At 59.9% G+C, this 22,072-nt stretch carries 18 protein-coding genes and 4 pseudogenes; 12 read left to right on the top strand and 10 right to left on the bottom strand.

Annotated features, from left to right (window positions below):
- The first annotated feature begins 396 nt into the window (after nucleotides 1–396).
- Nucleotides 397–636 carry a hypothetical protein gene (locus tag AC0L3K_RS30925; RefSeq protein ID WP_473367466.1) on the top strand — a complete coding sequence of 80 codons (240 nt, stop codon included), beginning with the start codon at nucleotides 397–399 and terminating at the stop codon, nucleotides 634–636.
- 131 nt (nucleotides 637–767) lie between these two features.
- Here the strand turns inward: AC0L3K_RS30925 and AC0L3K_RS30920 are convergent, their stop codons facing one another.
- Both AC0L3K_RS30920 and AC0L3K_RS30915 read right to left on the bottom strand, forming a co-directional pair.
- Nucleotides 768–1,193, bottom strand: a complete 426-nt coding sequence (locus AC0L3K_RS30920; protein ID WP_473367496.1) for a hypothetical protein — start codon at nucleotides 1,191–1,193, stop codon at nucleotides 768–770.
- Between the two features lie 20 nt (nucleotides 1,194–1,213).
- A complete protein-coding gene (locus AC0L3K_RS30915) occupies nucleotides 1,214–1,435 on the bottom strand; it encodes a hypothetical protein (protein WP_473367465.1) in 222 nt (73 codons plus the stop codon).
- A 102-nt stretch (nucleotides 1,436–1,537) separates the two neighbouring features.
- Between AC0L3K_RS30915 and AC0L3K_RS30910 the strand changes: the two genes are divergently transcribed.
- From AC0L3K_RS30910 to AC0L3K_RS30900, 3 genes and pseudogenes are all read left to right on the top strand, one after another.
- The gene (locus tag AC0L3K_RS30910; protein WP_473358309.1) at nucleotides 1,538–1,834 is read left to right on the top strand and encodes a hypothetical protein; all 297 of its coding nucleotides are present in this window, start codon (nucleotides 1,538–1,540) and stop codon (nucleotides 1,832–1,834) included.
- A gap of 1,021 nt (nucleotides 1,835–2,855) precedes the next feature.
- A pseudogene (locus AC0L3K_RS30905) lies at nucleotides 2,856–3,059 on the top strand (transposase); the annotation flags it as partial.
- A gap of 1,265 nt (nucleotides 3,060–4,324) precedes the next feature.
- Nucleotides 4,325–6,797: pseudogene (locus tag AC0L3K_RS30900) on the top strand (putative bifunctional diguanylate cyclase/phosphodiesterase).
- A 581-nt stretch (nucleotides 6,798–7,378) separates the two neighbouring features.
- On the opposite strand, the gene AC0L3K_RS30895 reads toward AC0L3K_RS30900, so the two are convergent.
- Nucleotides 7,379–7,567: a hypothetical protein gene (locus AC0L3K_RS30895; protein ID WP_156948696.1), complete on the bottom strand. Its 189-nt coding sequence runs from the start codon at nucleotides 7,565–7,567 to the stop codon at nucleotides 7,379–7,381.
- A 519-nt stretch (nucleotides 7,568–8,086) separates the two neighbouring features.
- Between AC0L3K_RS30895 and AC0L3K_RS30890 the strand changes: the two genes are divergently transcribed.
- Together AC0L3K_RS30890 and AC0L3K_RS30885 are read left to right on the top strand one after the other, a co-directional pair.
- Entirely contained in the window at nucleotides 8,087–8,662 is a 576-nt protein-coding gene (locus AC0L3K_RS30890; protein ID WP_473367464.1) for a hypothetical protein, read from the top strand.
- 8 nt (nucleotides 8,663–8,670) lie between these two features.
- Complete coding sequence (locus AC0L3K_RS30885) at nucleotides 8,671–9,798, top strand: PAS-domain containing protein (RefSeq protein WP_473367463.1); 1,128 nt, start codon at nucleotides 8,671–8,673, stop codon at nucleotides 9,796–9,798.
- A gap of 616 nt (nucleotides 9,799–10,414) precedes the next feature.
- On the opposite strand, the gene AC0L3K_RS30880 is transcribed toward AC0L3K_RS30885, so the two are convergent.
- From AC0L3K_RS30880 to AC0L3K_RS30870, 3 genes are read right to left on the bottom strand one after another with little or no spacing between them, the layout of a single operon-like run.
- Nucleotides 10,415–10,579 carry a hypothetical protein gene (locus tag AC0L3K_RS30880; protein WP_473367462.1) on the bottom strand — a complete coding sequence of 55 codons (165 nt, stop codon included), beginning with the start codon at nucleotides 10,577–10,579 and terminating at the stop codon, nucleotides 10,415–10,417.
- A gap of 27 nt (nucleotides 10,580–10,606) precedes the next feature.
- Nucleotides 10,607–11,890 carry a type II toxin-antitoxin system HipA family toxin gene (locus AC0L3K_RS30875; RefSeq protein ID WP_473367461.1) on the bottom strand — a complete coding sequence of 428 codons (1,284 nt, stop codon included), beginning with the start codon at nucleotides 11,888–11,890 and terminating at the stop codon, nucleotides 10,607–10,609.
- Nucleotides 11,887–12,174: a helix-turn-helix domain-containing protein gene (locus AC0L3K_RS30870; protein ID WP_473358359.1), complete on the bottom strand. Its 288-nt coding sequence runs from the start codon at nucleotides 12,172–12,174 to the stop codon at nucleotides 11,887–11,889. Before AC0L3K_RS30870 ends, AC0L3K_RS30875 begins: the two co-directional genes overlap by 4 nt.
- A 154-nt stretch (nucleotides 12,175–12,328) precedes the next feature.
- Here AC0L3K_RS30870 and AC0L3K_RS30865 point away from each other — a divergent pair.
- Nucleotides 12,329–12,664 (top strand): annotated as a pseudogene (locus AC0L3K_RS30865) (serine O-acetyltransferase); the annotation flags it as partial.
- A 29-nt stretch (nucleotides 12,665–12,693) separates the two neighbouring features.
- On the opposite strand, the gene AC0L3K_RS30860 reads toward AC0L3K_RS30865, so the two are convergent.
- The 4 genes from AC0L3K_RS30860 to AC0L3K_RS30845 are packed head-to-tail and all read right to left on the bottom strand — an operon-like array spanning nucleotide 12,694 to nucleotide 16,447.
- Nucleotides 12,694–13,569: an ABC transporter permease gene (locus tag AC0L3K_RS30860; RefSeq protein ID WP_473367460.1), complete on the bottom strand. Its 876-nt coding sequence runs from the start codon at nucleotides 13,567–13,569 to the stop codon at nucleotides 12,694–12,696.
- Nucleotides 13,562–14,425, bottom strand: a complete 864-nt coding sequence (locus AC0L3K_RS30855; RefSeq protein WP_473358361.1) for an ABC transporter ATP-binding protein — start codon at nucleotides 14,423–14,425, stop codon at nucleotides 13,562–13,564. Before AC0L3K_RS30855 ends, AC0L3K_RS30860 begins: the two co-directional genes overlap by 8 nt.
- Entirely contained in the window at nucleotides 14,422–15,492 is a 1,071-nt protein-coding gene (locus AC0L3K_RS30850) for an ABC transporter substrate-binding protein (RefSeq protein ID WP_473367459.1), read from the bottom strand. The genes AC0L3K_RS30855 and AC0L3K_RS30850 overlap by 4 nt, the downstream gene beginning before the upstream one ends.
- A 25-nt stretch (nucleotides 15,493–15,517) precedes the next feature.
- On the bottom strand, nucleotides 15,518–16,447 hold the full coding sequence (locus AC0L3K_RS30845) for a TauD/TfdA dioxygenase family protein (protein ID WP_473367458.1): 930 nt from the start codon (nucleotides 16,445–16,447) through the stop codon (nucleotides 15,518–15,520).
- A gap of 566 nt (nucleotides 16,448–17,013) precedes the next feature.
- On the opposite strand from AC0L3K_RS30845, the pseudogene AC0L3K_RS30840 reads away from it, so the two are divergent.
- The 5 genes and pseudogenes from AC0L3K_RS30840 to AC0L3K_RS30820 all read left to right on the top strand — a co-directional run bounded on the left by AC0L3K_RS30840 (nucleotide 17,014) and on the right by AC0L3K_RS30820 (nucleotide 21,767).
- A pseudogene (locus tag AC0L3K_RS30840) lies at nucleotides 17,014–18,350 on the top strand (LLM class flavin-dependent oxidoreductase).
- A 300-nt stretch (nucleotides 18,351–18,650) separates the two neighbouring features.
- The gene (locus AC0L3K_RS30835) at nucleotides 18,651–18,902 is read left to right on the top strand and encodes a DUF1045 domain-containing protein (RefSeq protein WP_473367457.1); all 252 of its coding nucleotides are present in this window, start codon (nucleotides 18,651–18,653) and stop codon (nucleotides 18,900–18,902) included.
- Between the two features lie 454 nt (nucleotides 18,903–19,356).
- Nucleotides 19,357–19,893: a MarR family winged helix-turn-helix transcriptional regulator gene (locus tag AC0L3K_RS30830; RefSeq protein WP_473367456.1), complete on the top strand. Its 537-nt coding sequence runs from the start codon at nucleotides 19,357–19,359 to the stop codon at nucleotides 19,891–19,893.
- 922 nt (nucleotides 19,894–20,815) lie between these two features.
- The gene (locus tag AC0L3K_RS30825; RefSeq protein WP_473358370.1) at nucleotides 20,816–21,088 is read left to right on the top strand and encodes a hypothetical protein; all 273 of its coding nucleotides are present in this window, start codon (nucleotides 20,816–20,818) and stop codon (nucleotides 21,086–21,088) included.
- Between the two features lie 412 nt (nucleotides 21,089–21,500).
- The gene (locus tag AC0L3K_RS30820; RefSeq protein ID WP_473358369.1) at nucleotides 21,501–21,767 is read left to right on the top strand and encodes a DUF3551 domain-containing protein; all 267 of its coding nucleotides are present in this window, start codon (nucleotides 21,501–21,503) and stop codon (nucleotides 21,765–21,767) included.
- Nucleotides 21,768–22,072: the final 305 nt, after the last annotated feature.

The raw sequence follows: 22,072 nt of genomic DNA, 5'->3' as shown, positions 1-22,072 counted from the left end.
CGACGGGCGTTATCTCCGAGAGGATCGCGATCGGCGCTATCTCGCGGGTCGTGAACGGAACCAATAGCGGTCAAGAACCCGAAGCATTTGGCGAGGCTCGCGCAGTCACAGCTCACGATGCATCTCGAAGTTTCGCAGCTGTTGCTCAGTCAGGAATTCCGACGCAGGCCCTGACGTTCCTTCTTGGGCATTCACCGGCAAGTACATTCCGGTGGGGCTTCTCGGTTCCCGAATTAACTTCCCGCGAGGAGATCAAGCGTAACTTGAAGAATTGATTGCAGCGGCGAATCGGAGGGTTAGCTTTGTGCACCGGACATTGCCCCCGTCCGGGGCCCAGGCGAAGCCGTCGCGCCATCATATTCGGCGTGGCGGCTTCGAACGCGCGCGAGTGTGATTTTGAAGAGGCCGTCAAAACAGGAAACGCTCGACCTCGTCGAGATGCGTCGACAGATTATCGCTCTGCGAACCCGGCACTCTGACAACGCCCGTGTCACGTATCTCTTGAACCGGTTGCTGATCAAGACTGCATATCTCACCGAAGCAGAGAGCGCCGCTCAGGCGAAACAGCTGTGGGATGCATTCACTGAAACGATGGCAGATGTTGAGAAGATCATCACGAGTAAGGCTAACAAGTAGATCCGATTGCGTAAGGCGAGCGCTGCGTTGATGCTACCTGTCGTCGCTGAGGTGGCTATGTCTGGCGTAACCGCCGCCTTCGCGGCAAGGGGCCGCCGCCATCACAAGCGGCGGCCCCGCCCGTAAGCGGCCTAGTAAGCACCCCGCACTACTCGGGGCGGGGAGGGCAGTCTCGGAGAAAACCGGCGGGCAAACGCGAGCACTGCGGCTTCGTCGGTTGCGAGCCCGATCTTCTGGGCGAGCATCACGTCGCCAGCTGCCAGAGCCCGTTCGGGAACGAAACACCACCCGATCTTAGGCTGTGTTTCTTCATCAAGCTCCAAAACATTGCTCATGGTGCCCTGATGAATTTGATATCGTCGGCCGGTGTGAGAGCCCGTGACTTCCAAATAACCCTCGGCATCAAACTGCGCACGCTGATCCGGAGACAGAAAATTGCGCAAGAGACGCCGTGCACGCGCTTCCGGCCCATTTTGCTCGACCAAGCTCCAATGCAGCGAACGCAGGGCGCGCAAACGCGCACTACTGCCGACGCCGTTGCGTCTGAACAAAACGATATGCTGTGCCGCGAGGGTGGCTAGCCGCCGACGAGGCGCGGGTAAAACAGCGTCTCGTCCGCAGTCGGATCAAATGTCCGTACGACTTTGAGATCGCCGGCCGGCGTCCGAGTAGCAGCGGTGAATCCTTGGTCTGTCAACTTCTTGAAACGCCGCTCAGCCTTGACCAGCCCCTTGGGGGCGGTTTGGTCAAAAAAATGTCTGCTGTCGCCTGTGTGGTCCATCACGATCTGGGTAGCCATGGAAGAGAACTCCGTGGGTCCTAGCCTAGTGTGGAAGAACCTCGCGGCGCCGGCTGGTGTTCCTAGTCCGGGGAAATTTGCTCTGTGTCCCATTAGGCGCCCGTGAGCGGCATCGACGAAAGCCTGATCCGCCGCGACCGGACCCCAGCGCAGCGCAGCGAGCTGATCGCGAAGCGGAAGGCGGCATATGAAGCCGTGCATCCGGAGACGAAGCACGGCGCGACCGGGGGCCGCGGGAAAAAAGATGCCAACCTGGCGTCTTTTACTTCCGATACCGCCGCTAAGACAGGAAAACCCCAACGGACAATCCGGCGCGACGCGACCCGCGCCAAGGCGCTAGGCCGCGATCTGGACCGTGTTTCAAGACGGTTCGCTGGGGCCCGACTCGACGATGCATGATCTCGTTCTGAAAGGGATGGTTGCGGCAGTGTTCGCAGATCAGGGACACCATTTCAGTAAGATACCGCAGCGCGAGATCGTGATGAGAGAAGGCCACGGCGTCGAAGGCGACGCACACGAAGGTCCCTTCGTTCGGCAGAGGCATCTCGCCCGAAGGCAGCCTCGCCTGCCCAATCTGCGTCAGGTCCACCCGATACCGGCCGAGCTTTTCGACACGCAGCGCAGATACCGCTGCGAGCTCGATGCGGGAGAGTTGGAAGTGAGAACATCACCATGGCAGGCCTGGACCTTGAGCGAATGCCCCGGGAGCCGAATGTGGCCGGGATCGACCGCCGTCGTGGAACTGACCGGGCTCCGAACGCCCTGCGTGCTCATCGACCGCTTCCGGTCAGGCCTGAAACGACGCGTGATCTCACCCGAGAAAGCAGGCCCGGCGTTCAGATGCGGGGTTCTGGGCATAGTGAGAACCGGCGGCCGTGTCGCCACGGCGATTTCGCGCGAGCGGTGCTGCCGAGCCCTCCCCGGTGCCCTTGTGTCCGTAAAAGCTGTCAGAGTGTGCGAACGGGCGGTTGCGCCCCAACCGCCCGTTGCTTGAACTGAGCCCGTTGCGCCCAAAAGCGACAGAGCTTGGAAAAGAGCGAGGGACAGCTCCGGCGTCTTCCTCAACCCGAACAGTTGCAAGGGCTTCGAGCCCGAACCGAGCAAGGAAGGGAGTGGATGATGGCACAAGGTGATCTCGTTGTCGTGGGTATCGATGTCGCCAAAGGACAAGGTGGATACGTGTATTCGCTCTTTGTCGCTGCGGCAGATCTTCCCGGCTACCCCCCAGGGACAGCGCAAGCTGGTGGCCTTGCTAGAATCCGCTGCGCTGCGAGGGATGGGTCTACGAGATCAAGGCCGACGGCTACCAAGCCCAACTGCATCTGCATGAGGGGGACGCCAAAGTCTATTCGCGTATTCCTCGAATCTCTGACCGCCGGCACCTGAACTTCTTCGATCTCGCATCCCTGGCAAGCCTGCCGCCTTCGCAGCCCAGCTCGTCGCCATGCGGCGCATCAGCTGGATCGTCTACGCCAAACGGCCGTTCGGCGGCCTCGCGCGGGTGCTGGCCTATCTCGGCCGCTATACCCATCGCGTTGCAATCGCCAACAGCCGGCTCGTAGCCCTCGACGAGGATCACGTCACCTTTACCTGGAAGGACTACCGCCAGAACGGCGCGACAAAGATCAAGAAGCTCAAGCTCGGCGAGCTCATCCAAAGGATCGAACGCGAGAGTGGCGCCTCGACGATGCCGGCGATCGCCGCTTGGGAAAGTGCTTCAGTGCGGCGGAGATGAATCGCGAGCCAACAATGCCCGATCGCATATCGAGCTGGTCAACTATGCGATGCTTTTCAAGCTCAAGGCCACCGCCGCCGAATAACACCGGCCTCCATCCCGCCATCGAACGCGGATGGCTCGAGCTGCACGAGTCAGGCGCCTATGTCCGGATATTGAAGACAAAGGCTGCCAACCGAGATGGCCTTACTGATAGCGGAGCACTTTAATTGATGGCTGTATCGTCAACCGGTAAACAACGAGATGAGCCGCTCCGAAAGCCTCGATCAGATTGCCGCAAGCAGGGCAATAGTACCTGCCCTCCGTGCCACGCTCGGAGGTAAGCTCAAGACGGCGGAAGCCAGCACCGCACTCGGACCACGTCGCATCACTCTTTGTCATGCTCCGACTCCTGACGCTGCGCGTCGCCACGATTCTTCAACATATACTTGGTTGCGGCACATCTCCTTTGCCCAGATCCTCGGTCGCCATCACCATTGCGGGTCCGCTGATGCCCACCCCTTGCGCGTGTACCGACGAAGTTCACATAGATACACGCGATGGAGGTCGATGTCGCAGCCAAACCGGCGAAAGAAGTCTCCATTCTCGACAGAGCTCGCGCAACAGCTGGCCGCGCAGATTCCTCGTCATCTCGGTCCGTCCGGCAGATCATAGTTGGTACGAATCGGACAAACATCAGCCCGTACAGACACGTGTAACGGATGAAACCTCCGCCAGTAAAATACGCGATGTTCAAAACGTCCATTCGAAGTTTCTCATCGTCATACGGCCTCGCCAGCCTATTTGCGTCGAATTCTCCCGCTGTGCCGAGGATTTCCTGCATCCCGTTGCATGGAAGCGATCACGAGGTGGCCCTGCAGCAGGCCGTTAATGAGGCCGTGCCCCGAGCCAATTGCACCGGGTACGTCGATGACCCATAGCAAATAAGGATTCGCAAGCTTGTGAGCACAGTGTCGGCTCTTACCAAGAGTCGCGCGAAATTCCCGCCTGTGCACAACTCCTTCGCGCATCCGTCATGCGCGCGCTAACACTAGCTGATTTAAGATTGTCGCAATCGGCTACTCGCTGCAGCCCAAGTCAATCGTTTACAGCGAATTAAGCAGAGCAGGATTTGATGCCGCGCGGACAGGAAGCTTGGATCTCGGGGATGTGTGATGGGTGCTGCCAGGAAGCAATCCGTGAAATTAGATACGGGAATGTTCGAGGGCATGCCGGTCCTGCGTCGCAAGTGGCAGGCTGCACTCAAGCCCGGCCAAACTCTTCCCCGCTACGAAGATGTGCTGCTGGGCAGCCTCGGGCGACTCGCCGATCACATGATGCTGCTCAAGTGCGAGAACGACGCATTCGCCGTTTCGCGGACGGGTCGCTATGCGCAGGAATGGCTGGGCGATGAGCGCTGGGACGTTCCGATGGACGCGCTGCGCCCGGATTGCGCGACCGTCCTCAGTGAGGCAGCCGCGAACGCGATTGCAAACAACCGTCCTTATCTCACCGCCGCTCATTGCGTGCGCAACGGCATGGTGCGAACGTATGACGTGCTCGCGCTGCCGACCTTCGCGCGTTGGCGGCGGAACGCTGGTCGGCGCCTACGTCAACGAGCGCGGCACGGAATACAATCTGCCCGATGCGATCTTTTCTACGACCGATGACGGCGTAATCTCGCTCTCGACCATTCGCGATGCGACGGGCCAGCCGGTTGATTTTCAGGTCGTGCACCACAATCAAGCAGCAGTGAGACTCCTCAACGTGGCAGAGCGAAGCCTGCTATGGCAGCGTCTGAGCAACGGAGGCCACCTGCTCTGTTCGCAAGCGGTCGTAGGGCGGTTGCGGGCTGCGGTTAAGGACGACCAGGGTGACCAGTTCGAGATCGACAGCGATGATCGCAGCCTTCGGTTGGCAATTAAGGCCTTCGGCGGGATCCTTTCCCTGGTCATTTCCGACGTCACGTCCTTAAAGCGCCGAGACGCTTCGTTCAGACTGCTGTTCGACTCCAATCCAATGCCGATGTGGGCGTTGGACTGCGAGACGATGGCCTTTGTGAGGGTCAACGACGCGGCGGTGCAGCACTACGGTTACGCTTGCGAGACCTTCCTGCGGATGAAAGTTCACGAGATCTGGCCAAGGGAGGAGTGGCTCAGCTATACGCAGGCGCTGCGGGACGTCGGCGATACCTACCAGTCCGAACATCACTGGCGTCACGTGAAAGCCGACGGCACCGAGATTTGTGTGCTCACCTTCGGGCGACGAATCATGCTCGAAGGGCGCGAAGGCTACCTGGTCGCGGTGGTCGACATCACCGAACGGCGTAAGGCCGAGGCCCGCATCGCCCATATGGCGCTCCACGATGGATTGACTAACCTCCCCAACCGCGCGTTCCACCGCGAGCGTCTAGGCGAGGCGCTTGAAAGTGGCAATGCAGCCTGCAAACGCGTCGCGGTGTTGTGCATCGACCTTGACCTCTTCAAGAACGTCAACGACTCCTTCGGGCATCCCATGGGCGATTGCCTGCTCAAGCAGGTCGCCAACCGGCTGCGGTCGCGTGTAGCCAGCAACAATCTGGCGGCACGCCTCGGTGGCGATGAATTTGGAATCATCCTGGCCGACGATTCCTCGCCGAAGCAGGCGAGCGATTTCGCCGCCGGGCTGATCAGTATGTTGAGTGAGCCTTATGAGATCGACGGCAATCAGGTGGTGATTGGCGCCTCGATCGGAATTGCACTTTCGCCTGGCGACGGCACGAGTAGCGAGGAACTGATGCGCAACGCCGACATGGCGCTCTATCGCGCCAAACAGGATGGCCGCGGCACGCAGCGTTTCTTCGAGCGCGAGATGGATCACCAAGTGCAGCGGCGCCGCGAGCTGGAGCTCGACCTGCGCCGCGCTTTTGCCAATGGAGACTTCGAGCTGCACTACCAGCCGCTGGTCGACGTCGCGCGTGACAAGATCTCAGGTTTTGAGGCGCTCCTGCGCTGGCTCCATCCGGAGAAGGGCATGATCTCGCCGGCGGAGTTCATTCCGGTGGCGGAAGATATCGGGCTGATCGTCTCGCTCGGCGAGTGGGTATTGCGTGAAGCCTGCAACGAGGCGGTGAAGTGGCCGTCCGAAATCAAGGTCGCGGTCAACCTGTCGCCGGCACAATTCCGTAGCCGTAATCTGGTCCAGGTGGTGATTTCAGCGCTCGCCAATTCGGGTTTGTCGCCCAAGCGGCTCGAGCTCGAAATCACCGAGTCGGTGTTCCTGGCGGAATCCGAAGCCAATCTCGCCATCCTGCACCAGCTGCGCGAGCTTGGAGTTTCCATCTCTTTGGATGATTTTGGAACAGGTTATTCCAGCCTGAGCTACTTGCGCAGCTTTCCGTTCGACAAGATCAAGATCGATCGCTCCTTTGTGAAGGATCTCGCGAAACGTTCCGACTGCGTCGCTATCGTGCGCGCGATCTCGGGCCTCGGGCGTAGCCTCAACATCACCACAACTGCGGAAGGGGTGGAGACGACCGAGCAGCTGGATTGGCTTCGCGCAGAGGGCTGCAACGAGGTGCAGGGATTCTTATTCAGCGGCGCCAGGCCGGCCGCTGAGGTGGAGCAGCTCTTGCGTCGTTTTGGCGCGAGGGCCTCAAGAGCGGCGTGAAATTTCGGGCCCGACAGCACCAGGTTCGTAAGGATTTGCGCACAGATCCGGATCGGGGTCGGAGACCGTCTCTCGTGACGGCGCCGCATCTGGGAGCGCTTTTTTTTGCTGCGCTAGCCGGTGGCGAGGATGCGCCCGACCGCCTGTCGTGCAACTCCTACGCCGATACATGATGTAGTCCGATTGCAAATGCTGCACACCGGATAGAGACTGCTGTAAGAATCCATCTCATCAGCTAGGAAAGGCGGGCTTGACCACGAAGACCACGAAGAACGAGCACAACGCGGGCGACGCCGCTTTTGACTTTCCTATGAGGGAGAGTACGCGTTAATCTTGCTACGGCGCGAAACTGACGACGACGCGTTAGTATGGCTTGAAACGCTGGACGACGTCGTTCTCGTCGGCCAACGGCGAAACCTTTCTGGAGCAGCTGAAGCATTCTCTTAAAGATAAGTCGCCTGCGCTGACGGTCGCGAGCGTGAAAGACATTGAAGGCCTGGATCGACATCCTGCCGAGCTCGACCTATCCCCAACCTGGCTGCACCTCGAGGGAGCGCGATCCGTTTGCAGATGCCATAGCATTAAACGAGGATGCCGCCGGAACGCGGCGAACTGCCCATCGATTTTGCTGGAAACGTGCGTCCCATCGCGGGGCCAGCAGGAATTGTGCGCCTCATTTGAATAATAATCTCGAGATTGGCTGGAAAGGGAACGAAGCGGCGATTGCCGATCTCTATTCCTCGCCGCAGAGGTCGCTCATGGGCAGTCATGATCTTGTCTCCAGCAGTTTCCTAGGGCTGACCGCAGTAGGAGTTGCGCTACTCTGCTCGAGCCTGCTTGTCTTCGTCTTCACATGAGGTGAGCCGTCGCTCGTGTGGCCCCTCTCTGCTCATCCAGTTCATCGGCTGGACGGACTGCTTCCCTGGGATTGAAGGCTGGCATCAGCGATCGCCGCTTGAGCTGTGTAACCATGCACGTCACCGGTTCGTCACGTTGCCTGCGAGAAGTCGCCAATGAAATTGAGATTGAACATGGCGCAATCTGGGGCTATGGCGCCGGAGAACATGGCATGCAGGTTTTCACTAACTTCGGAATCGATCGAACATGTCCGGATCTATAAAGCCGCCTAAGCGCTCGCCGCCAGAATAATCCAATGAGCCCGCGGCCTATGCGGGGATGCTTACGGCCCACTCTCCCCCGAAGACGTGCTCTCCGACGCCGGCCGATCCTCAACGCACATTGCCCCCGTAAACCGGCACAACCTTAAGGTTGGACAATCGGATAGTTTTATGTTGCGCAGGTTTAGGCTGGGATGTGTGGTGAATGCTGCGATAGCAGCCCTTGGAGCCGGGCCGGTCGCGCGGCTTTTGAAAAAATATATCTGCTTTGCGCGCGGGGTCGACGACCTGACAGTCGCCGAGAAAGTCTATGCGATCGCCGGGTTTTTGGGAATTGTTACGGCCTTTCTTCTGGTCATGTCGGTCCAGACCGTGCGACTGCAGAATTCCTATCGTAATATGCAAGCCTCCTCCGCTGCTGCGGCGATCAATTCCGGACTGGTCAACGCATCCGTCTATGCGATCGTGATGGACTCACGCGGCATCTACATGTCCACCGAACGAGCCAAGGTGAAAGAGTTCGGGGACGGAATCCTCAAGCGCAACCACGAGCTTGCGGAGGTGATGAACGGCTGGGAGCCGCGGTTCGTTCGGAAGACTTCGAACAGTTCGCATCCCTCAAACGGCGGATTGCCAAATTCATCGATTTCCGCCGGGAGTTGGTGCGCCGGGCGGTGGAGATTAGCCCCGCAGCTGCCCGCGAGTTTGGGGACACCGAAGCCAGCAGCACGGTTCGCAGCAGGCTGAATGCGGATTTGGAAGCGTTGCAGCGCGGCTACAACGAACGCACTCGCGAAGCAGATGGGCTCGCCGAACAGAATTGCTATGCGGCATGGTACCTGTTCATGCTGGGTTTGGCGGCGCTGGTGCTTGCCGCGCTTAACGTTCTCGTGATCCGGGATTCGGTGCTGGCGCGGCTCTCAGACATTGCCCAAGCGACCGATCGCATCAGAACCGGGGACATCGGAAGCGAGGTGCCACATCTGCGACGCCAGGACGAAATTGGCCGCCTGGCACGCGCCGCGCAGAACTTCCGCGAAGCTGTCGCTCAAGTCTTTGAGCTCGAACAGCTTGAATTTGACCTCTGCAAACAGCGCGACGCCGCAATGGCCGAGCGCGACGCGTTCAACGACAGGTACCAGAGCAAAACGTGGCAGCTCTCCGCCGCTATCAACAGCATGCCGCAAGCCCTTATCATGCTCGACGGCAAGGCACGTGTGATTGCAATGAACAGCAACTATCGCCGGATGTATAATCTACCCGAGACCATCGAGTCAGGGTCCTCGCTCGAGGGGATCCTGGAGCACGGGCTGTTCAGCGGCGACATCAAAAAGTACGTTTCGGCCATTCTCGTTCGCATCGGAAAGAAGGAGCCGGCAGCTTACGAGGTAAGGCTCAACGACGGCCGGATCGTCAAGATTTATGAACGGCCTATGGATGGGGGCGGCTGGGTCTCCGTCCAGGAGGACGTTACGGAACAGCGGCAGAAAGAGCGTATTCTCGAGCGTACCGAACGGCTGCTCGCCACCGTCGTCGAGAACGTGCGCGAAGGTATCATCGCCAAGGACGCGCGCAGTCTGCGCTATCTGTTCATCAACAAGGCGGCCGAACAGCAGCTGGGTATGTCGCGCACCGACATTGTCGGCAAGACCGCGCGCGAATTGTTTTCCTCTGAAACGGCCGAGCTGATCGAAAAGCGCGACCAGCAGCTACTTGCGCAAAGCCAGCAGCTCGAGCCTATTGTCGATACGATCTGCAATCCAGTTCGTGGCCGCCGCGTGATCTCGTGGAGGCGTTTGCAGATTGGCGCCCCCGGGGAGGACTCGCACATGTTCGTGAGTATGGTCGAAGACCTCTCCGATCAGGTTGGGACCGTCGATTAGCAGCTGGCCTTACGTCACCCTCGGCAGGCGAATGCGGGCACTATCGCTCATTTCTGTGCCAAATGGTTGGCATCCGCCCGAGGAAGAGTTCTCCACCAGTGCTGGCCTAGCTTGTCAGGTGTGTCGCTCTCGCAACGTCACAATTGTTCCATCGGCCTTCGAATCGTTTTTGACTTCACAGGGTGGCGAGTCCGGCGTTTGATTATGGCGGACCCCGGGGTAAGGTCTTTTATCTCGAAGACAGTTTGAGGCGGGTTCAAGAGGCCGCTGTCCAGCGCCAGCGGTCTCTTCGTTAGCTTCATCGGGAAAGTTCGTCCGATGCCGACGCAAGTATGGGCTCTCGCCACGTCAATCGGCTGGACGGTCGTCGTGGCCGCGATCCTGCTCTATTTGATCTTCAGCCCTGGCTAATCCGGCGCCTCTTAAAGGGGGGCGAGACGCCTAATCGTCGTGATTGCGCAGCCGTGGCCACGGGACTGCCGGGCGCATAGGGGCCGTGCCAAAAAGAGGACCTGCAAGCGCCCCGCCGAATTGGGAAAGTCCGCGGAGGAGAAATCGCTGTCTGCCGGACCCTTGAAAGGACACGCCGAACGTGAGGTGACGCCAGCCGCAGTGACTACGCGGCTGCCACGGATCGCGAGCAATCACCGATCGTAGTCGACATCGACATCGATATCGATATCGGCATGCCGATCGCGGCGGTATTGATGCTGTTGCTGCCGTTGGCTTCGACAACGACATGTCGACCGATGATGATCGGCACCATGTTGCCGATCAGCATGATGCTGCTGGCGGCCGTCGCCGGAAACTATGCCTCACCGAGCAGTCGACGGCATTGCCCGGCTCTTGCGATCAGGTGCTTGGCGAGATGCCCGATGATGGCATTGTCCAACCCGTCTTTCTGCGCTTGCTCCCGTACGGCGGCCACAATGTCCGGAAGCTGCTCGGCCATGGAAATCAGTCCGGCGATCACCTTGTCAGGATCGAGGCGCGTTTCGCGCGCGAACTTCTGCCAATCGCGCAAACTAATCTGGCTGAGCTTGTAATCACCGCCGATTTTCATCGCGAGCTTGATCTTCTGCAGATCGACGTCATCGTAGGGAAGAATGCTGGCGATGTCGTAGAGCGGCGCGAGCCGTACATGGGGACCGCCGGCCAGCAGCAGCGAATAATTCTTGGCATGAGCATCCGTACCCGCAATCAGCCAATTGAAGCCTAGCGCGTCGACAAACGTGTCAACGTCGGCGACGCGATCCGTGGAGTAGGTGCGCAAGAGCTCGATCACATCGGCAGGGCTTGGTCCGCCATCGTTTTGATACTTCATGGTCGGCAGGATGCCGAGCGCCTGGCAGATATCTTCCTGGTGGACACGGACGATCTCGTTCCCACTGAACTGCCGGTCGTAGCGCTCGATGACGATGGCGATTTCCTTTCCGAAATGCATCACCTGGGTGTCGGCGGCGGGCAGACCGAGATTGCGCGCAAGTATGAGGCAGATATGTTCGTTTTCCGCGTGTCCATCGAAATGGCCGGTCGGCGGTTTGAGGATGTGCGTGGTCGGGATGCGCCCAGAGGGAATTCCCCACTTGCCCTTTTGCAGAAGCAAGGCGGTTTTGGGTTGGGCACCCGCAAGGCTGAATTGTCCAGTATCGCGCGGCAACCGCCAGGCGGCGTGATCCTCACGTAAGGTCTGCAGGCGTTTGGCGATCGCCGTTTCGTCAAGCCATTCGACCTTGTCTTCGGCCCCGCTTCGCAAGGCCTCCAGCCGATCGGGCGTGACGAACTGAACGGCACCCGCGCAGTCCTCGCCGACATGGGAAATAAGGGCAAACACGTTGCGCGCGGACACCTGAAATCTTCGGGCCCACCGTTCGAGCACGCGTTCGTTGTCGGGCAGCAGTCCCCAGAGGAAAGCCTGCACGACGGAAGGTCCGTGCTCTTCGGCCGCGAGCGGCATGGACAGCGACAGCGGATAGGCTCCTTCGGCTTGGCGCCAGTCGTTGTCATAGACAAAGGTGAGCCGGCCGCGGGCGTCATTGCGCACGCGGCCGATTTCCCGACCATCCAGCAGAGCAACAAGTTCGCTCGTCATGCCTTTTTCTTCCTGGCCTTGTCCACGATGGCGTTGATGTCGACGGCTGGCCTGGTGGCCCCGCGGGCGGGCGCTTGTTCGGTGCCCGCATCCAGGCGAATGTCCAGGGCGTCAAGGGCGCGAAGGATCAGCCCGAGCTCGGCGCGCGCGTGACCGTGCTCAACCTCGATCACCCATTGGCGGCTGACGCCAATGCTCTTGGCGAACGTCAATTGATCGAGTTTGAGCTTCTTGCGTCGGTCGCGAAGGATGGCGCCGAGTTCGGCCGGTGTGCGTATGAGCATGGGATATCCAAATGTTAACGTTCGCATACTTTAACTTAAGTCGGCGTTCGTTGACAATTGGTAAATGTCAGCGATCGATGACATTATAAAATGTCATCGATCGCTGACATAGGCTTCCCGTAATTCACGCGTTTTCAATTGAGTCAGGCCGATCGGCATCGATATTCACCCCGGCGCCCGCACCGGCCTCGGCTCCGGCTTCTTCATCGATTACGGCACCGGGATCGCGATCGGCCATTATCGGCGACAATGTCTGCATCTATCAGGCGGTCACGCTCGAGGCGCGACTTTCCGACGGATGACAAGGCCAAGGTGATCAAGGGGCGCCACCCGCCACCCGATCCTGGACGACAGCGTCGTGATCTACGTCGACGAAACGATCCTTGGCCGTGGCTGAATCACGATCGGCCGCGGATCGACCATCGGCAGGAATGTCTGGCTGATCCGCGACGTGCCGCCGAGCAGCATGGTGACGCTGGCCACCGCGCGGAAAGTTCCGAGCGGCGCCTGTCCCATATCTCATGCCGTCACTGGCGCCTTCCACCGTGTGAAGCGCCGCTCCAGTGCCTCCAGAATGGCATTGAACGCCAACCCGATGACGGTCATGCTGAGGATGCCGAAATACATCTGCGGAATCAGGAAGCTGTACTGGCTGTTGATGATGAGATAGCCGAGGCCGGCCTTGGCGCCGACCATTTCGGACGCAACCAGCACCAGCATGGCCGACGCGCTGGCCAGACGAATACCGACGAAGATAGTGGGAAGCGCAGCCGGCAGGATGACCTTGCGAAACAGCTGCTGCGGGGTTGCACCCATGGTCCGCGCCGACTTGATCAGCAACGGATCGACTTGTTTCACCGCGGCAACGGTGTTGAGCATCAGCGGCCACGCGCAGCTATAGACCACCATCGTGATCTTCGACAGCTCGCCGATTCCGAGCAGCAGGATGAAGACCGGCAGCAGCGCAAGCGGCGCGGTGTTGCGGCAGATCTCGATGAACTGGTTCACGAGATTGCCGAGACGCGCATACCAACCGACGGCCACGCCAAGCGGGACGATCAAGGCGACAGAAATCAGAAATCCGCTCAAGGCACGCAGCAGGCTGGCGGAGACGTCATCATAGAGCTCGCCGGTTTGCGCAAGCTGCCAGCCCGCGGCGATCACCTCCGAGAAGGGTGGCAGGAACACCGGATCGATCAACCCGAGCCGCGGCGCCACCTCCCATGCCGCCAACAGGGCAATCAGCAGCAACGAGCGGTGCCCGAAGGCGGCCAGCCCGCGGGCCGCGGCGTTGATCCAGTCCACAACCGGCGATGCCGGGCTTTCCACGCTGGTCAGCGGCTCTCGGCGCCCGTGCGCAAGCTCCAGCAATGTCAGCATCTCGAGGCTAGACATGGGTGACCTCCTCCACTTTGCGATCGGCGCGCGCACCAGCGCCGGCGGCCAATTGTCCTTGCTGCGCTTTCAACACTTCGTCGCGTACCAGGCTCCAGACCTCGTGGCGCACGCGGCCGAACTCAGGCAGCGAGCGCACGTCGTCAGCCTCGCTGCGGAGCCCGTCCGGAATGTCGATGATCTGCTTGATCCGGCCCGGACGCGACGTCATCACCGCCACCCGCTGGCCGAGCACGATGGCCTCGTCGATGCCGTGGGTGATGAAGACGATCGTCTTGCCGGTGGCGCGCCAGATCCGCAGCAGCTCGCCCTGCAGCGTCTCGCGCGTCTGGGCGTCCAGCGCGGCGAACGGCTCGTCCATCAGCAGCACTTCCGGATCGTAGGCGAGGCTTCGCGCGATCGCGACGCGCTGCTTCATGCCGCCGGAGAGCTCATGCGGGTAGCGGTCGGCAAAACCGGACAACCCGACCAGCTCGAGGAAATGCCGCACGATGTCGAGCCGCTGCTTGGCCTTGAACCCGGCGATATCGAGACCGAACTCAACGTTCTGCGCGGCGGTGCGCCAGGGAAACAGCGCATACTGCTGGAACACGATGCCGCGGTCGCGACCGGGTCCGGCAATCGGCCGGCCATCGAGCAGAATCCGGCCGCTGGTCGGCAGCGTGAGCCCGCCCAGCAGATCGAGCAACGTGGATTTCCCGCAGCCGCTTGGGCCAACCAGGGCCAAGAATTCGCCGGAGCGAACATCGAGCGTGATGTCCTCCAGCGCGGTGAAGCGCTGGCCTAGTCCGCCGCCCTCGCCGCGCAGGACGAACTCCTTGCGGACATGCTCGAAACGGATCTTGACGGAGGTCATCGGGCCTCCGCCGTCTTTCCGGGACGGAAATAGTTGAACGCATTGGTGTAGGTGTCGGACGCCTTGACCTGACCCGGCTTGAACAGGCCGTCCTTCACCAGCCAGTCGATCCATACCTGGATTTCGCTGTCCGAGATCAAGCCGCCCTTGGACGCAACGCCCGTGCTCTTCCAGTATTTGATCGAGGAGGCATCCTCGTTGCGCTTGCGCTCGGCGATGATCTTGTCGAACCGGGCCCTGACCTCTTCCGGCGGTGTGATCTGGGCCCATTCGATGGCCCGCGAAATCCCCTCCACCAGCTTGCGCGAGGCATTGGGATTGTCCTTGATGAACTTTTCCCGCAGCACATAGGCACCGCCGGTGAACTGGCCGAACAGATCGGTGTCGTTGAAAAGCGAACGGATGCCGCCCCGTTCCAACGCCTTGTCGCGCAAAACGCCGCTCAACGCGCTCACTTCGACCTGGCCCTGGCGCAACGCTTGCTCGGCGCTGACTGGTGGGATCGCCACCAGCGTGACCTGCCTGGCTTCGCTTGCGCTGAGGCCGGACCTAGCCAGATACTCGCGGAGCACGAATTCCAGATGGGCACCGAGCGTGTTGACCGCCACCTTCTTGCCAATCAGGTCACGCGCGGTCTTGATCGGGCTGTCGTCCTTCACGAAGTAGCCGTAATAGGTGTTGGCATCGGAGCCGTAGTAGCCGACCACCGCCTTGACCGGCGCCTTCGCCGCGATCAACTTGAGGATCGCCCCATAGAACGCGCCGCCGATGTCGATATCGCCGGTGACGACGGCCTGGATGTCCTGCGGCCCGCTGATGGTGTTACCGACCCATTTGAGCTTGAGCGGCGCGAGATAGCCGAGGTCCTCGGCCAGCTCGATAAAAGTCACCTGCCCGGCCGATCCCTGGTATCGGATCTCGGTCTTCTCGAGCGGCGGCTCGGCGAATGCCGGGGCCGTGAGGCCGAGCGCCACGGCGCCCGCCAACAAAACCCGCAACGTGTTGCGGGTGGCCCGTCCCAACCCGGCGCGCCTTGCGGGAAGCAATCGAAGTATAGCGTTCATCATTGTGACTCTCGTGAGCTAATCCGGATCAAGCGGCTTTGGCGGTCTGGGGCTTGGATGTCTTGACGCGCGTCACACTGCGGCGACCGTCGACGCTGAGCGGTACATCGCCATCGATGGTGGCCCGGCGCACAACGCGGTGCTGGTCGCCATAGTCGTTGACCGCGTAATGTTGCGTGGCGCGATTGTCCCAGATCGCAACGTCGCCGGCCTCCCAGCTCCAACGAACGGTGTTTTCCGGCGCCGTGATATGCGACTGGAACAGGTCGAACAGCTTCTGGCCGTCGTATTTCGGCAGGCCAACGAAGCGCTGCACGAAATTGCCGAGCACGAGCGTGCGCTCGCCTGTCTCGGGATGGACGCGCACCACCGGATGCTCGGTCTCAAAGATCGTTCCGGTGAACACCTCGTCGAAGTGCTTCTTGTCCGCCTCGGTTGCCCGCGTCTTCACGGCATAATCATAGGCGTTGCTGTGAACGGCCCACAGTTCGTCGGCGAGCTTGCGCAGGGGCGCCGGCAGGTCGAGATAGGCGGCTGCCGTGTTCGACCAGACGGTGTCGCCGCCGTAGGGTGGAATCACCACGCCGCGCAGCACCGAGATTTTCGGATAGGCATCGACGAAGGTGACATCCGTATGCCATTGGTCGGCGCGGCCACCGCCTCGGCCCGAGTCCAGCTCCAGGTTCGACGACGTGCCCTTGATCGCGCCGACCGTCGGATGGGGCACCAGCTTGCCGAGTCTGATGGCAAAGCGCTCCTGTTCGGCATCGTCGAGATGTCCCTGGTCCCGGAAGAAGATGACCTTGTGTTCGAGCAGCACTTGGTTGATGGCACGGATGGTCTCGTCCGAAAGCTCGCCCGACAGTTTGATGTTCCTGATCTCGGCGCCAAGCCTGGCCGCACGCTTGACGATGTCGGCGCGCGGAATGACGTGATCAATTGTTGTCGTGTTGCTCATGGTCGTGCTCTCGTCACTGCGATCCCCGTGGACAAAGCTCCGCCATGCGCCGGTCGCGGAAACGACGGTGGAGATAGATGAAATCATTTCTGGCTAGGGGCCCTACTCGGCCGCAACTTGCTCCGGCAGACGGCCCGAGCCGGGACATCGGTCACTGCGATCGAATTGGAGCATGATGAAACGACCTCGCGTTGAGGTCCTGAATGGTACGAGCGATCGATCGTCAGTCAATGAAACAAAACCAGCTTTGTTTTCGGCGACAGGCAACGAACGCTTCGCGGTCGATGCTGACACTAAAAGATTCGCAATGATGACCGCCCGCCCGGCTGCAAGAGCAATGCAATTTGACGCGACGCAACGCACTTCTCGTCCGGAAACGCGATAAAATCGTTATAGCTGCCGTCGTTTCACGTCGTGACGATTGCCCTCGTTCTTGATTGGCGCTCTGCTCGCAAGCTTCATGCTTGCATCCAGCTCAACAACGCAAATTCATTTCATCGACATCAGCGTGACTGCAGACGTAGAGTCTCGCTTGCTACAACTTCCAATGCACGCGGATCTCACAAATGAGCGAACGACGGCATCTTTCCCTCAACTTCTTCATCTATCCAGACGGCCATCACGAGGCGGCCTGGCGTCACCGTAGTTCGGCAGCCAATCGCATCCTCGACGTCACCTACTATCAGGAGCTGGCGCAGCGCGCTGAAGCGCACAAGTTCGACGCGGTCTTCTTCGCCGATGGTCCGGCGCTGGCGGACAATGTCCGCTATGCGCAACGGTTTCGACTTGAACCCTGCTCACCGCGATCGCGTCCGCTACCAGTCGGATCGGCCTGATCGCGACCGCATCGACGACTTATACTGAGCCCTACAACCTGGCGCGGCTCTTCGCCTCGCTGGATCACATCAGTAGCGGCCGGGCCGGCTGGAACATCGTGACAACGAGCACGCCGCAGGCCGCGCAAAACTTTGGCTTGCCCGAGCATCCTCCGCATCACGAACGCTATGAGCGGGCGCGGGAGTATCTGGACGTCATCACGCGGCTTTGGGACAGTTGGGAGGACGACGCGCTCGTCAACGACCCCATCTCGGGTGTTTTCGCCGACACCGGCAAGATCCTCGCCATCAATCACGTCGGAAAGCATTTCCGCGTGCGGGGGCCGCTCAACATCTCAAGGACGCCGCAGGGACGACCGGTCTATGTCCAGGCCGGCTCTTCCGACGACGGACGCGCCTTTGCAGCGCGTTTCGCAGAGGCGATCTTTACCGCGCATCAGACACTGGCGAGCGCCCAGGAATTCTATGCCGACATCAAGCGTCAGGCGCGCGCCTTCGACCGCAGTCCCGATCAAATCAAGATTCTCCCCGGCATCAGTCCCTTCATCGCCAGCACGCAGATCGAGGCCGATCGGCTGCAGAACGAGTTCAACGAGCTGATCCAGCCCGAGTATTCGCTGACCCAGCTGCGCCAGATGATCGGTCTCGACCTCTCCGGGTTTGACCTCGATGGCCCCTTTCCCCGCCATCTGATCGTTACCGAGGGCGCCCACGGCGCTGCCAGCCGCTTCAAGCTGGTGATCGACATCGTCGATCGCGAGAAGCCGACGATTCGTCAGCTCGTGCAGCGCCTGGCCGGCGCCCGCGGCCATTGGGTGATTGCCGGACCGCCGGAAAAGATCGCCGACCACATCCAGACCTGGTTCGAGAATGGCGCGGCCGACGGTTTTAACGTCATGCCGCCCTGGCTGCCCGGCGGGTTCGACATCTTCGCCGAGCAGGTCGTGCCCATTCTGCGCAAGCGCGGCCTGTTCCGTCACGACTACACGGGCACAACGCTGCGCGATCATTACGGCCTGAGCCGGCCGGCCAGCATCTTCTCCAACGCCATTCAGGCGATCGCATAATTCGCCTGACAACGCTGATTTGAAGATGTTGCGACAGACCTAACGGGTTGCTTTCATTGGGTCGCTGGACGGCTAAGGCGTAAGTGCGGAGAGATTTGTCTATGCTCCTCATAGCAACTGGGTCTGAGCGAGGTTCACTCCTGGTGAACCAGGTTCTCACGGATTCGGCGAATAGATCTGTCCTTCCGCGGCCGAGACTTCCAGACATCTTATGGTGAGTTGTCCCGCCGGGTTTAGCCGACGGGCGATCAAGTCTCGACGGCAAGGAAGAATGACTCGGCGCCGGAAGGCGGGATCTGGATGTGCCTCGTCCGATGGGGTTACCCGTACGTTTTCGATCGCTTCCGCTTCCACATGACCCGAACCGATCGCGCTCCCGCCGATAGTCAACCCGAGGTACGGCAGGAGTTGGATGCGGTCTTCGCACCCTGTTCCTCGACGATTAAAGGGCTGGATAGTCGGACGGCCGACGATCGAAATCATCTAGCTCGTTGGGCGGCAACACCCGCTCGTGGGCGGCAACACACGAGATGCAACGCTGCGAGGCGCTAATTCGGCGTTCGGGCGATCGTTTTTGATGAATTCCACCGCATCGATTGTGCAAAGTTGCGATTCTGTTAAGCGCGGAGCTGCCTACTTCCGAATGACATTCGAGCCCGTTGCCCGGATCCGAGAACGGTCTTCCCGCATTTTGGGACAGCCTGGGCGAGAGCGTAAGTGATGTAGTGTCGCGCCGGTGTGCGACACTACGAATCGAGGTCTTTTTGAACGTGCATCTCGGCGAGCCTAGTATCTTTGGTGAAGCAATAGCCAATACGTTGCCAAGCCGTAGCCGCCGACATGTAGGCCTGGGGTCTCGCTGGGAGTCACATACTTCGGGCCACTTCTCGGCATTCACCAATTGTCGACGGAAGTAAGCGCGTGAGGACCAAAAATTGTCCCTGTCTTGAACCTTCTCAGCGCGAACGAGCTTTGAATAGAGTCCTAACATTCGGCGGCACCGCATTTGGCTAAGCAAGCAACACAAGGAGGAAATGGCTCTGCTGAGAGTCAGGAGCTGATGCGGCGATTAACGTTGGAGATCAGATCCCTCAACGTCTGTCTGGAGGATTTTCTTCACGTCCGAGCCGAGTCACTCGGCATTAGTGGAACACAATTGGCGATCTTGATGGCGGTGACGGACTTAGACAAGGATGGCGGTGCTCCGGCCGGCGTGGTCGCAAAACTGATGAAAGTCGACCCATCCTTCATCACGCTACATTCGAAGGCGCTGGAGAAAGTCGGATTTGTGCAGCGCAAGCCCGGTATCAGGGACGCTCGGGTCGTCCAGCTGTCGCTAACGGACAAAGCCCGTAAGCGTCTCGCGAACATCGCTGCACAACAGGAGGAACTGGATCAATTCGTTTTCGGTGAGCTTGGCATTGAGGAATCGACGAGACTGTCGAGCCGACTTGCAGCGCTCAGGAAGCGGCTGGAGAGAGCTCGCCTGAAAGCCGAACTGGACACCGGCGCGGCGTCAGCCCGAGGGAGGAGCCGACGTTAGATGGGAGGCGCTTTGGATTATCGACGGTTGCTTGAATGCGAGGGCCGCATGCCCCGTCATCATGAGGAGCACATCGGCTCCTCGCGCCGGTCGGGCCAGTCGCAGCGGCGACAGACTAAAGTTACCATTTGTGGATCGGGAGCTAATCGATTTGGGCCGACCAAGACGGATTCGGTGTGAGGCCAGAGTTCTCGGCGAAGCTCCAGATTTCTGGCGTCCCCAACCTGTTGCGCGCGGCCAGCCGCTAAGCCTCTCTGTGTGGAATAGCAAAGCTCTTGCAGATCGCGACGAAGGCCGTCTTTGCCTGGGTATTCTCGAAGCAAAAATGCGCCCCTTCGTCGCCCGCTCAATCGTCCAGTCGATTTTGCTAACTCTTGCAATGCGCGACGCCTCTTCGCGCAAGTGATCCAATTGCTTCCCGTGGGCCCGAACAATCACACAATCTGTCATTTGGAACTCTCACTAACTCCGGTTCACGATGAATGGTCGTGCTTCACCGCCCCTTGATCCCGACAATGCCTCTTTGTGGTGGTCCTTATATGTTAACCGGGGCGAGGCAATACCGCTGCGCGCTTTGATGCAAGCCACCCGAGACAGATCCGGCCCAATTCCAACTGATTTCGAAGAGGCGGTGGCATTTTCCGTCTTCCAAGCGGAAACCGCATCGACCTGCGTTAAGCTTCCTGAACTGTAAAACTAGGAAACGACGCGTTTTGAGTCTAGGATCGTTCCCCTGGGCAGAACTGCTCTTTTTCACGATAGGCATTTTGAACCCGGAAGGCCGCCGGCGATATTGTAGGCGGCCTTTTTCAGGGATAAGCGGATTGGGCTGGCCTACATGCGATCGGCGTCGGCGTTTATAGTCGCAGTTTGGCTTATATGAATTGGCTCGCCAGCACGGCGGTGCCGCACGGGGGCGTCAATGCATGATTGGAAGAGCGAACTCGACGCCCTCGTCGCTGAAACGACGGCATTCGCCAAATCGCTGAAGGTAGAGATCGAGGGGCCCCGGTCTCTGCCGAAAGAAGCCATCGAGCGGAGTGGCCTCAGTGCGCCAGACTATGGCGGTAGCGAACGCGAAGAGATCAAGAAGCGGGTCGAGAGCTTCAAAGCGCATCAAAAGCGCTTCATGCGCGAGCGCGAGGAATATGCCAGTTCCCTGCTGCGCCGGATCAGGCCGATCAAGGAAGCCTAGACGATCTCAGGTTCGCTGAATCTTCCTGAGCCCTGCCAGGCCCTTTAAGTCGCTCACCCAAAGCGATGCCGCGCTCGGCGGCGCACCTGAGGGCGGGGATCTTCCGCCTCATTGATAAGCGCGGCGACCTGCGGCCTTTCGAACCGGCATATTGCGAAGCACGAGAGTGGGTAAGCTCGGATCGGCCGTTGCCGTAGGATTTTCCGCCGCACACGCCCCCATCACGCATGAAAAATGCGCTCCTCTCTAGAAATAGCAGGAATGCTGCTCCAGACTCAGAGCGCCTGACGCTTGGAGCTCTTTCGAAGGCCATCGGCCAAGCCATCTACGAAGCGTTTCGCCATTGACCAAGATCAAAACATCAATTCTAGATTTTCTATCCTCTCAAGTCTGAACGGAGGCTAGATGTCACATGCGCAACCTTCTCTTTTTCTGTGTGCTTGCACTTCCCATCCTCGTCGGTTTTGTATCGCCTTCGACCGCCGCTCCGCGGGGTCGTTCTTTCATCCCACCGGATCGGCAGGACGTTTATTGCCTGCAGGGACGTAGCTGGGGATATCCGGGCAATTGCCAGTTCTCGACCTATGACCAGTGCATGGCCACTGCCTCCGGCACCTTAGCCTATTGCGGGATGAATCCGATCTACGCATTCCAGCGACAAGGAGGACAATTGCGCTGATGCGTGATCGTCAAGCGTGGACGACACATCAGTATTTGCTTAAATGGACCCGCTGTGCTGGTTAAGTTAAGCGTTGGGCTTCCGCCTGGTTGGCCGTCCCCGCTCGAGCACGCTCGCGTCCTCAGTTGCATCGGGACGCCAAGCAACAACGATCGGGATGCGATGGCTGATCGGCCTCACGCGCAATCGGGCATCCGTTTTGCACCGGCACCGGCCCCAATCCTCGACGGCGCAACGGTCCAAAATTGCATCAATCAAGGAAAGTGGGACCCCGCATCCGTAAACTGGATGCAGCATCGGAAACT

The organism is Bradyrhizobium sp. MI1.10, assembly GCF_055811035.1.
Note: the sequence above shows the minus strand (reverse complement) of the source record. Positions and strands in the feature narration are given on the sequence as shown.